General features: G+C 60.8%; 8 protein-coding genes. 3 read left to right on the top strand and 5 right to left on the bottom strand.

Features of this window, described 5'->3' with window-relative positions:
* Window positions 1–534: 534 nt before the first annotated feature.
* From WM94_RS24050 to WM94_RS24040, 3 genes are all read right to left on the bottom strand, one after another.
* Window positions 535–1,491 carry a FecR family protein gene (locus WM94_RS24050; RefSeq protein WP_061552268.1) on the bottom strand — a complete coding sequence of 319 codons (957 nt, stop codon included), beginning with the start codon at window positions 1,489–1,491 and terminating at the stop codon, window positions 535–537.
* Window positions 1,492–1,495: 4 nt separating this feature from the next.
* Window positions 1,496–1,999 carry a sigma-70 family RNA polymerase sigma factor gene (locus tag WM94_RS24045; protein ID WP_015268511.1) on the bottom strand — a complete coding sequence of 168 codons (504 nt, stop codon included), beginning with the start codon at window positions 1,997–1,999 and terminating at the stop codon, window positions 1,496–1,498.
* Window positions 2,000–2,106: 107 nt separating this feature from the next.
* Window positions 2,107–2,796, bottom strand: coding sequence for a GntR family transcriptional regulator (locus WM94_RS24040; RefSeq protein ID WP_061552267.1), 690 nt, complete (start codon window positions 2,794–2,796; stop codon window positions 2,107–2,109).
* 205 nt (window positions 2,797–3,001) lie between these two features.
* Here WM94_RS24040 and lapG point away from each other — a divergent pair, with 205 nt between their 5' ends.
* Both lapG and lapD read left to right on the top strand, forming a co-directional pair.
* Window positions 3,002–3,763: a cysteine protease LapG gene (gene lapG / locus WM94_RS24035; RefSeq protein WP_003259712.1), complete on the top strand. Its 762-nt coding sequence runs from the start codon at window positions 3,002–3,004 to the stop codon at window positions 3,761–3,763.
* A 10-nt stretch (window positions 3,764–3,773) separates the two neighbouring features.
* Window positions 3,774–5,720 (top strand): cyclic di-GMP receptor LapD, encoded by a 1,947-nt coding sequence (gene lapD, locus WM94_RS24030; protein WP_061552266.1) that lies wholly within the window; start codon window positions 3,774–3,776, stop codon window positions 5,718–5,720.
* A 193-nt stretch (window positions 5,721–5,913) separates the two neighbouring features.
* Here the strand turns inward: lapD and WM94_RS24025 are convergent, their stop codons facing one another.
* Both WM94_RS24025 and WM94_RS24020 read right to left on the bottom strand, forming a co-directional pair.
* Window positions 5,914–7,290, bottom strand: a complete 1,377-nt coding sequence (locus tag WM94_RS24025; RefSeq protein ID WP_015268515.1) for an HlyD family type I secretion periplasmic adaptor subunit — start codon at window positions 7,288–7,290, stop codon at window positions 5,914–5,916.
* Window positions 7,280–9,436 (bottom strand): type I secretion system permease/ATPase, encoded by a 2,157-nt coding sequence (locus WM94_RS24020; RefSeq protein ID WP_039615366.1) that lies wholly within the window; start codon window positions 9,434–9,436, stop codon window positions 7,280–7,282. The genes WM94_RS24025 and WM94_RS24020 overlap by 11 nt, the downstream gene beginning before the upstream one ends.
* A gap of 986 nt (window positions 9,437–10,422) precedes the next feature.
* Here WM94_RS24020 and WM94_RS24015 point away from each other — a divergent pair.
* On the top strand, window positions 10,423–11,827 hold a 1,405-nt coding region (locus tag WM94_RS24015), incomplete at its 3' end, for a retention module-containing protein (protein WP_156486001.1).

The following is an 11,827-nucleotide window of genomic DNA, read 5'->3' as shown; positions in this document are numbered from 1 at the left end:
AATGCCCCCCCTGCGTCGCTGCGCTCCGACTGCCCGGCCGGATGGCCGTGGAACAGGTGGCCAGATGGCCGTGGAATGCCTGGCCAGATGAGAGCGGACTGGGTGGCCGGATGGCGTGGAATCCGCAGTAGTGGTGGCTTACCTGGGCCGTTTCTGCTGCTATGGACAGTGGTGTGACGGCTGTCAGGCCCAAGGAGGTGCCAAACAGGGCAGCCCGGACTGCTTTGCGTAAATATACTGAGTGCAAGACAGATCGAAAATCATTCGCGGTAAACATGCGCATATGCGCGGGAGCGGTAGGCATGAGGGGGTCCGTTGAAGTGTGAGGGCAGGAGGTGTCGCTTACTGTCCTAGCCGGACCGGCATTCAAAACCCGTCAAAAAAGTTGTTGGGGTCGCTATGCGCCCCATCGCCGGCAAGCCAGCTCCCACAGGGATCGCATAGCCCTCAGGCCTTGTGCGATCCCTGTGGGAGCTGGCTTGCCGGCGATGGGCTGCATGCATAGCAGCCCTGAACGCAACAGCCCCCGTCAGATCAGGCCAACCCCTCCACGCGAACCCACCAGCGTGTACGTTGGCGAAGCCGCACGGGCAGCGTCCGTGGCAGCAGTTGCAGCAGTTGCTCCGGGTCTTCGAGGCGGAATACACCCGACAGGCGCAAATCGGCAATATCGTCGCTGCAGCCCAGGTAACCATGGCGATAACGGCTGACCTGAGAGAGGAAGTCGAACAGGCGCATGTCCCGGGTGACGATCAGGCCCTCGGTCCAGGCCATCGCATCCATGTCCACCTGCTCGAGCCAGTGTGTACCTTGCGCATCCAAGCACCAGTTCTGGCCGCTTTCGATCCATTGCAGCTGGCCATTGTCAGGCCGGTGTATCGCCACCCTGCCATGGCTGACACTGACCTGCGTGCAGTCGCTGTCCTGACGCGCCACAAAGCGTCCTTCGAACCCTTCCAGTAACGCGTCACGAGTTTCTACAAGCAAGGAACGCTGCGGGTTGCAGGCAATCATCAATTCCCCCTGCTTCAGGCGGACCAGGCGCTGCTGGTCATTGAAGGCCAGGTCGACGGTACTGCGGGTGTTGAGCTGCATCTGCGAGCCATCGGGAAGCGCAAAGCTGCGTCGTTCGCCCGTGCCGGTGGCGTAGTCTGATGTCCAGGCGTTGACCGCATCGAGGTCTTTTCCCAGCCATGCCGCCGTCCCTACCATGGCAACGCCGCCAAGCAGTTTCAGCGCCTGCCGACGATGCAGGCGGCGCTGGCTGGTCTCCAGGGTTTGCAAAGCCAGCCCGGCAACGGGTATGGCACGCAGGTCGAGGTCCTGATGCAGGTGAATTACTCGTTGCCAAGCCTGCTCGTGTTCGTGGTGGGCAGTGCGCCATTGCCTGCACTCTTGTTGCAGGGCAGGGGCATGCCCGCTCTCGCGCAGCCTCAGCATCAACTGGATGGCCTGCTTGACTGCTGTAGCGCCGGGCTGTGAAGCGGTCATTGCGTCAACACTCGTCGGCGTAGCGCAGCAAGTAGCAATGGTAGAGCGCGTCGGCGATATAGCGCTCCACGGTACGCACCGAGATCCCCATCTGGTCGGCGATCGCCTGGTGCTTCAGCCCCTCGCATTGGGCAAGCAGGAATGCACGACGTACTTTGGGCTTGAGACCTTCGAGCATGCGCGCGATGCGCTCCAGCAATTCCAGCAGCAGCTCACGGGTTTCGGCCGAAGGGGCCTGCGCTTCCGGCAACTGTGCCAGCGCCTCGAGATAGGCCCTGTGCAGTTCCTCGCGCCGCCAGTGGTCGATCACGAGCCCACGCGCAACCGTTCTCAGGAAAGCCCGGGGTGTGTTCAGTTGCAGATGTTCGCGACGTTGCAACAGGCGTACGAAGGTGTCCTGAGCCAGGTCTGCGGCATCGGCGGCGTTGCCCAGCTTGCTGCGTAGCCAGGCATGCAACCAACCGTGGTGGTCACTGTAGAGCGTTTGCACGGAATCGTTGCTGGGCATGGGAGGGCGCTGCCACCAATGGACATGAATGATAATTAGTCTCATTGTTGACAAGGGCAGATCAATTTGCAACCTATTCGACCGCACCTTGATGCAGTCACTGCTCGCTAGCGGCTCCGTTGTGTATCCAGGTACTTGCGGATTACCCGCGATGCGTTATTCAGGTGCCGTTCCAGCACCGTTACTGCTTCATCCACCAGCTTGTCGCCAGCCGCATCCGCCAGTGCGTTGTGATCGTCCTGGGTGAGCTTGCCCAGGCCCATGGACGAAAGATGAAACCGCAGGAAGCGCTCTTCCTCGTTCAATTCGTCCTCGATCAGGCGCAGCAGCTTCTTGTTCGGCGCCTTGCTGTACAGCGACATGTGGAACAGTCGATTGAGGCGGCCGATTTCGGCGTGACGGGTTTCGTTTTCCAGTTGCTGGATATACCCGCGGGCACTGGCGATGTCGTTGGCATTGAGCAGCGGAATGGACTGGCGCAGTGCCTCGGTCTCAAGCAGCACGCGCAGGGCATAGGTGTCCACCGCATCCTCGCCGATCAGCGGTGCAACAACCGCGCCCTTGTGCATTTCCACTTTCAGCAGTGATTGCGCTTCGAGCTGGCGCAGGGCTTCGCGAACGGGCATGCGGCTTACACCGAACAAGGTAGCGAGCTCTTGTTGGCGGATGGCAGTACCAGGGGGCAAACGGCCATCAAGAATGGCACTACGCAGGCGTTCTTCGATCACGCCACGGGCCTGGTGCGGCAACAGCTGCTCGCTGGCCAGCACATTGCTCAATTTGATTTTCTCGGCCACGCGACGTCTGCCTCAACGATGACTAAAGTTGGATCCAATGAAGCTAGTAACAGCTCTTGGGGGTGTCAAACCTGTATACCTAATGGAGCAGGCGCCCCCAAAAGCGCGGCTATGGTGGATGAAGTCGAAGGGCAAAGGAAGCAGCCCACACAAGGCTATAACCAGAAAGTGTAGGTCGACTGACCGGCGGGTGCATGATCGCAGGATGCCATTGTCTTTTGCCGTTGCAGGCCGCACCATCGCTGCTTTCGACTGGCCTGAACAGGGCTTGGCAGTGGCGATATCCTGGATGCTCAAAACCGTTGTGCAACGTGTCGGCCTTGCTGCGCTGCTGGGCAGCCTGCTGCTGGGCGGGCTGCACGCGGATTGGGACTTTTCCCAGATCAGCCGCAAGTCGCAGGCCCTGTATGGCCCCTTGGGCGCCGGGCAGGGCCGTATCGATGCCTGGCAGAGCCTGATGGCTACGCAGAAGCAGGGTACGGAGCTTGAGCGATTGCAGGTGGTCAACCGCTTCTTCAACCAGCAATTGCGCTATGTAGAGGACATCGACCTGTGGCACGAGGTCGACTATTGGGCCACGCCGGTGCAGGCGCTGATCAAGGGTGCAGGAGACTGCGAGGACTACGCCATCGCCAAGTATTTCAGCCTGCGGCGCATGGGTATTCCCAGTGAAAAGCTGCGCATTACCTACGTAAAGGCGCTGCGGCAGAACCGGGCGCACATGGTCCTGACCTATTATTCAAGCCCACAGGCTCAACCATTGGTACTCGACAGCCTAATGGATGCCATCAAGCCGGCAAGCCAGCGTACCGACCTGCTGCCGGTGTACGCCTTCAATGGTGAGGGTTTGTGGCTGACGGGCGCCGCAGGCAACAAGAAGGTCGGCGATACCAAGCGGCTGTCACGCTGGCAGGATTTGCTGAAGAAAATGCAGGCCGAAGGGTTCCCGGCCGAGCCGGTTTACTGAAGGAGCACAGATGTCACTGTTCAAACAATTGCTGTTGGCCATTTGCCTGTTCCTGGTGGTCGCCTTCAGTGGCAGTTTCATGGTCAGCCTGGAAAGCTCGCGCAGCCAGTACGTCAACCAGTTGCGCTCGCACGCCCAGGATGCGGCGACAGCGCTGGCGCTGTCGCTGACGCCGAATATTGATGATCCGGCGATGGTCGAGCTGATGGTCAGTTCGATCTTCGACAGTGGTTACTACTCAAGCATCAAGGTTGTCGACCTAGGCTCCAATGCCGTGCTGGTAGAGCGCCACGCCGAGCCGGACCCCGGCGGTGTACCGCGCTGGTTCGTGGGCCTGATCGGCCTGGAAGCTGCCGGCGGCGACGCCATCGTCAGCCGTGGCTGGCAGCAGGCTGCGCGTGTTGAGGTGATCAGCCACCCGATGTTCGCCATTGCCAAGCTCTGGCAAAGCGCCCTGGGCAGCCTGGGTTGGCTGCTGCTGTGTGGCGCGGCCAGCGCCGTACTCGGCGCCTTGCTCCTGCGTCGCCAGTTACGGCCGCTGGATTACATGGTCGAGCAGTCCCACGCCATTGCCCGCCGCGAATTCCTCAGCCTGCCTGAGTTGCCGCGCACACCGGAGCTGCGTCGGGTAGTGCAGGCGATGAACCAGATGGTCGAGAAGCTCAAGGCACTGTTCACCGAGCAGGCCGAGCGCAGTGAGCGGCTGCGTGCCGAGTCCTACCAGGACAGCCTGACCGGGCTCTCCAACCGCCGTTATTTCGAGATGCAGTTGAACACCCGGGTGAGCAACCTGGAAGAAGCGCGCGCCGGCTACCTGCTGTTGCTGCGGGTCCAGGGGCTGGCGGGGTTGAACGCCCGTCTTGGCGGCCAGCGTACCGACCAGTTGCTCCAGGCTGTGGGTGAGCAGTTGCGTCGCACCTGTGCCAGCTACCCGGAAACCAACGACCTGATTTCCCGCAGCCGCGGGGGCGAGTTCGCCGTGTTGGCGCCGGGCATGGTGCATGAAGAGGCGGTACAGCTTGCCCAGGCCTTGGAAGCAACGCTGCACAGCCTGCACGAAACAGGCGCTAGTGATGTAGACCCGGTGGCCTGTATCGGCCTGGCGCCGTTCAGCCCCGGTGATTCACCACAGGCATTGCTGAAGCTTGCCGACGAGGCGCTGGCACGCGCCGAGAACCAGCCAACACCGGGTTGGGTATGCCTTGAACAAGGTGTGGCCGCAGTTGCTGCGGATAGTCAGCATGTCTGGCATGAGCGGCTGGACCAGGCATTCAATAATGGGCAATTCGAACTGTTCTTCCAGCCAGTCGTAGATTGCGCTTCTGTACAACGGGTACTGCACCACAAGGTGATTTCGCGTTTGCAGGATGGCCAGGGCGAGGCGCTGCCGGCAGGCCGCTTCCTGCCCTGGCTGGAGCGCTTCGGCTGGATGCCGCGGCTTGATGTGCTGGTGTTGGAGAAGGTGCTGGCGCACCTTCGAGGGCATGAACAGGTGTTGGCGCTGAACCTGTCCGCCGCCACCCTGGCCGACCCCAAGGCCCTCCAGCGTGTCTTCGAGCTTCTGGGCCAGAACACGGCGCTTGGCCCGCGGCTGGTTTTCGAAATTGGCGAGGAACAGTTGCCTGAGCAGGCGGTTCTGGAACAACTCACCCGGCGCCTGCACGCGCTTGGCTTCGGCTTGGCGCTGCAACGCTTTGGTGGGCGTTTCAGCATGATCGGCAACCTGGCGCACCTGGGCCTGGCATACCTGAAGATCGATGGCAGCTACATCCGCAACATTGACCAAGAGCAGCACAAGCGGCTGTTCATCGAAGCGGTCCAGCGTGCCGCACACAGTATCGACCTGCCGCTGATTGCCGAGCGAGTCGAGACGGAAGGTGAGCGGTTGGTGTTGCGGGAGATGGGTGTAGGCGGGATTCAGGGGCAGTTGGTTGGTGAGCCTGCACCCTGGCGCTGACCGGTTTCGTGTTAGCCGGTTGATCAGCTTTCCGGAGCCTGGCGCTGTACATGTGGGAGCGGTCTTGCGTCGCGAAAGGGCTGCGCAGCAGCCCCCGGTGATTGCAGTGCTACTGCTGCCTGGGGCCGCGTTGCGGCCCTTTCGCGACACAAGGCCGCTCCCACAGTGTGGGTCGCGGCGATGAGTGTGCTTTTTAACGCTCGCGCAACGCCTCCGAACGCGCCTTCATGATCGGCTTGAGCAGGTAGCTCATGATGGTCTTCTTGCCAGTCATGATATCGACCGTCGCCACCATCCCCGGAATGATCAGCAGCGGCTTCTCGTCAGTGCCCAGGTGGCTGCGGTCGGTGCGCAGCTTTATCAGGTAATAGGTGGTCTTCTTGTCTTCATCGGTGATGGTGTCGGCACCGATCTGCTCCAGCTTGGCCTTCAGCCCACCGTAGATGGTGTAGTCATAGGCCGTGAACTTGACCGTCGCTTCCTGACCAGGGTGCAGGAAGGCGATGTCCTTGGGCAGGATCTTCGCCTCGATGACCAGTGAGTCGTCCAGCGGCACGATTTCTATGATATCGCTGCCCGGCTGGATCACCCCGCCAATGGTATTCACCAGCAGTTGCTTGACGATACCGCGTACCGGCGAAGTAACCATGGTGCGGTGCACGCGATCATCCAGCGCCTTGCTGGTCGCCGTGGCTTTGTTCAGCTCTGTGCGCGCTTCGTTCAGCTGGGTCAGCGCTTCGCTGCGGAATTTGCCACGGGTCTCTTCGATCTTGCTTTGCACCTCGCGAATGGCCGCCTCGGCACGCGGGATAGCCAGCGCTGTGGAGTCCAGCTGACCGCGGTTCTCCACCTCGGCACGACGCAGGCGCAGCACTTCAACCTGCGAGATTGCGCCGGTTGCCACCAGTGGCTCGGACATGCTGATCTCTTTACGCAACAGTTCCAGGCTGTTGGCATACTGGGCGCGCTTTGAACTGAACTCGCGCAGTTCCTGCTGGCGCTGGACCAGTTGTTGCTGCAAGCCACCAATCTCGTCCTGCAGTTGCTGGCGCCGGCTCTGGTACAGCGACTCTTCGCTTGCTGCCTGGCTTGGCGCGGCCTTGCGCAGTTCCTCATCGATCTTCAACGGGGTATCGCCCACTTCGGCACTCAAGCGCTCGACGCGCAAAGCCATGGCCAGGCGGTCGGCCTCGGTTTCACCCACGTTGGAGGCGAATCGGGTTTCATCCAGGCGCAGCAATGGCTGGCCCACTTCGACGATCTGCCCTTCCTTGGCGAAGATCTCGGCGACGATGCCCCCCTCCAGGTTCTGAATCTTCTGCACCTTGGACGACGGAATGGCCTTGCCTTCACCCCGCGTAACTTCGTCGATGGGCGCGACGCTGGCCCACACGATCAGGAACACGAAGAACAGGATCACGCCCCAGATGGTCAGCCGCACGACTCGCGGCGCATCCTCGATCAGGGCCTTGTTGACCTCTGGCAGCGGCTGCCCGCCCAGTGAATCGGACCCTTTGAAATAGCGCCGCAGGCCTTCCTTGAATTGCCCTACATCCAGCTTATGCAACACTGATCTGCCCCTTCTTCAGCGCATCCATGACCGCGGCTTTCGGGCCGTCGGCGACAATCTGCCCGCGATCGATCACGATCAGTCGGTCCACCAGTGACAGCAGCGAGGCACGGTGAGTGACCAGTAGCATCGTCTTGCCTTCCACTACCGCCTGCAGCCGCTGCTTGAGGCGTTCTTCGCCGGTGTTGTCCATGGCGCTGGTCGGTTCGTCCAGCAGCAGGATCTGCGGGTTGAGCAACAGCGCACGGCCCAGGGCGACGTTCTGTCGCTGGCCGCCGGACAGGTTCTGCCCGCGCTCACCCACCTGCAGCTCGTAGCCGTCCGGGTGCAACCGGGCGAATTCATGTACGCCTGCCAGTTCAGCAGCCTGCAGGATCAACTCATCCTCGATGTAGCGGGCCCCGCTGACCAGGTTATCGCGCAGGGTACCGGCCAGCAGCTGAATGTCTTGCGGCACGTAGCCGATGTTGTGGCGCAGTTCGCTGACGTCGATCTGGCGAATGTCCACGCCGTCGACCAGCAGCGAGCCGCCGTCGGCTTCGTACAGGCCGACGATGAGCTTGGCCAACGAGCTCTTGCCCGAGCCACTGCGGCCGATAATGCCCACCTTCTCGCCGGGGCGGATGGTGAGGTTGATGTTCTTCAGGGCCTGGTTCTGTTGGTTCGGATAGGTGAAATCGACCCCGCGGAACTCGACGCTGCCCTGCAGCACCTTGCGGCTCAGCGGGCGTTCTTCGAAGTTGCGCTCTTGCGGTAGTTCCATCATGTGGTCGGTGGAGACCATGGTCACCTTGGCTTGCTGATAGCGGGCGAGCAGGCCGTTGAGCTGGCCCAGCGGCCCGAGGGCGCGGCCGCTGAGCATGTAGCAGGCTACCAGGCCGCCCATGCTCAGGTTGCCGTCGATGATCAGGTATACGCCGACGCAGATCATTGCCACGCCTGCCAGTTGCTGGATCAGCAGGGTGATGTTCATCGCCAGACTCGACAGCACTTTCACCCGCAGTTCCAGGCGGCTGAGGGTACCGAGGGTCTGCTCCCACATGTACTGGCGTTCGCTTTCGGCGTTGTTGACCTTTACCGCATCCAGGCCGGCAAGGGTCTCGATCAGGCTGGACTGGCGCTCCGAAGCCAGGGCCATGGTCCGTTCCATGGTCGCCATCAGTGGTCGTTGCAGTGCGTAGCCGATGCCCAAGGCCAGTGGGAAGGCGATGATCGGGATCCACACCAGGTGCCCGCCAATGATGGCGATGACAATCAGAATAAGGACGGTGAACGGCAGGTCGATCAGGCTGGTCAAGGTCAGCGAAGCGAGGAAGTCACGCAGGCCCTGGAACTCATGAATGTTCTGGGCAAAGCTGCCGACCCTCGCAGGGCGGTACTTCATCGACATGCCGACGATACGTTCGAACAGCGTTGCCGAAATGATCAGGTCGGTCTTTTTGCCAGCCAGGTCCAGGCACAAGCCGCGCAGGCCCTTGAGGATCAGGTCGAAGATGTAGGCGCCGGCGATACCGACGGCCAGTACCCAGAGGGTCGAGGTGGCCTGGTTGGGTACCACCCGATCATATACGTTCATCACGAACAGGGGCGCGGCCAGGGCGATCAGGTTGATCACCAGGCTGGCGGCGATGGCGTCGATATACAGCCACTTGCTGCGCAGCAAGGTATCGCGGAACCACGACTTCGCCCGGGGGATGAGGTTGCCGTGGTTGACGTCGAACTTGTGCTGCGGCTGGGCAAAGAATACCCGACCACTGTAATCGCTCTGCAGGGCTTCGCGGCTGACATGCACCTCGCCGCCATCGCTCTCGCTGAGCAACAGGCGTGCGGTGTCTTCGTTCTCCCAGCCCAGCAGGACGGCGCTGCGGCCTTCCTTGAGCAGCAACATGGCTGGCATGGCGATGCTCGGGATCTGCTCCAGCTTACGCTGCAGCAGGCGCCCCTGCAGACCGGCCCTGGCGGCAGCGCGGGGTAGCAACTCGGGGCTCAGGCGCTGGGCCGGCAACGGCAGGCCGGTGGTCAGCATGACCCGGCTTGCAGGTTTCTGGTGCAGGACACACAGGCTCAACAGACTATCCAGCAGGGGATCGTCATGCTGACTGCGTGGATCGTGGCTGAGTTGGACTCGACTGACTTCGGATTCCACGCGGCGCTCTCTTCATCCTTGTGGTGGGTGGGGTGGGTGTGCCGCCGTTCAGGCTGGCTCACCCGTGCTGCCAGGCAGTGGTCATGAGGCTACGGCACCCTGGCGCTTGGGCAACCGGCTAATGGTCGCCTTGAATCGGTATTGAGTAAACAGTTCTGCGGTCTTCATTCCTGGCAGACGGTGCTGGGTGGTGGATGTTTCATTTTTGATCCAGTCAGCATCCAGGTCGAATCAGTTTTCAGCATAGCCTGCCATCCAGCTGGCGACAGAAGTGTTGCGGTATCGCTCTGCATCATTGTCAAGAAACAGGCGCTGATTTGTTGACGAACTTGCGCGACTAATTAGGCAAAATTCATCTATTAGAAAAGCGTTCTCTGACATGCCTGGTCTATACAAACGGTGACGCTTTCTCGTATTAGCGCTGGCAGTATTTACGCTGTGGTTCGCTATCTCTTTGATCTGCGGCAAATTGGCACCCTTACTGTGCAACTGTACTAGCTACCGAGAGCCGCGAACGGTCAAAAGGCCCAGGTTCTGCGCGGTCTCCAGTCACCGTCGGCCCCCCTTTAGGCAAGGTTTGTGCTTCTGACAAAGCTATTATTTGAGCGAGCTGAAGGTGACTTGTAAATTGACGCTCGAATTTTGACAATTGCCGATGAAAGGGTGTCCTGACCCATCCGATACCATCACCTAAGCGCCGAGAAAGATGCTCTGATATGTCGCGTTGCCTGCCTTTAGGTGATGTATGACACTTGTCCCCAGAAAGCACATGGTTAATATGCGAATATCAATGTGACATTACATTGGCGATTGTTTAGGATGGCAGAATGCAGGTCAATAGTTTGGCATTTAATCAATTCCAATAAGTCATAGACGGAATATTGACGCCGATAAGCGTCGAAAGATCATCAACATAGTTCCGCCTGAAGTGGTCTGCGAGTGCCGCTCTGGCAGGGAAGTACCTATCGGGTCACACGGAGAGTCCAATGAGCAGCGTTGTAGCCATCGTCAAAAGTATTGTTGGCCAGGTTATTGCGGTATCCCCAGAGGGCATTCGGCGTGTTCTGATTGAAGGGGACCGCCTGCTGGCCGGTGAAGAAGTGCTCACCGGTCCAGGCGGTGCAGTTACTTTGGAGCTGGCCGACGGCCGTTTGCTTGACCTGGGTCGAGACAGCCAGTGGAGCGCTGATGCGCCTGACAGCAGCACCGACCTGAGTCAGGCTACCGCGCAGGCCGCGCCGTCGGTGGAAGAGTTGCAACAGGCGATCGCCGCCGGTGTCGACCCGACTACCGAGCTTGAAGCAACTGCGGCTGGCCCGTCGTCGGCGGGCGGTGGTGGTGCACTTGGCGGTGGCCACAGCTTTGTCATGCTCGAAGAAACCGCAGGCCGGGTCGACCCTACCGTCGGCTTTCCGACTGATGGGCTGGGCTTTGCTGCCGTGCTCGATGGCGAAGAGGTTGGCCAGCTGGATACCACCAGCAACAACCAGGTGACTACTCCGACGACCGATACCAATGTTGCTACCGACCTGGTACTGGGCGCTACCTCTTCCATCAGTGAAGCGGGTGGCGTAATCGTTTATACCGCTACGGTTGGCCAGGCGCCGACCACAAACCTGGTGGTCACCCTGTCCAACGGTGCCGTGATTGTCATTCCGGCCGGGCAGACCACTGGGAGTGTAAACGTCGTGGTCCCCGCGAACGATACCCCGTATATCGACGGCGGCCAGATTTCGGCGACCGTAACGGGCACCACCGGGGGCGGCGGGCTGATAGTGACTGTGCCGCAAACACCAGCGGTTACTCAGGTTACCGATACCGTTGACACCACCACCGCGACCTTGACCGCTTCGCCAAGCGTCACCGAAGGCGGGGTGATTACCTACACCGTGACCCTGAGCAACCCGGCTCAGACCCCGGTGACCGTAACCTTGTCCAACGGCCAGACCATCACCGTTGAAGCTGGCAAGACCCAAGGCAGTGTCGACTTCGAGACCCCGGCGAACGACGTCTATAACAACGGCTCGACTGTCAGCACCACGATTACCGGTGCGACCGGCGGCAACTTCGAACAGCTGACGCCGAATCCGACCCCGGCGCAGACCACGATCAACGACTCGGTCGATACCACCACTGCGACCCTGACGGCCACTCCGTCGGTGACCGAAGGCGGCGTGATTACCTACACCGTGACCCTGAGCAACCCGGCTCAGACCCCGGTGACCGTAACCTTGTCCAACGGCCAGACCATCACCGTGGAAGCTGGCAAGACCCAAGGCAGCGTCGACTTCGAGACCCCGGCGAACGACGTCTACAACAACGGCTCGACTGTCAGCACCACGATTACCGGTGCGACCGGCGGCAACTTCGAGCAACTGACGCCGAACCCGA

Source organism: Pseudomonas sp. ABFPK (genome assembly GCF_001586765.1).
Classification (GTDB): domain Bacteria; phylum Pseudomonadota; class Gammaproteobacteria; order Pseudomonadales; family Pseudomonadaceae; genus Aquipseudomonas; species Aquipseudomonas asiatica.
The sequence above is the reverse complement of the archived record's forward strand: the minus strand, read 5'-3'. Positions and strand labels throughout refer to the sequence as shown.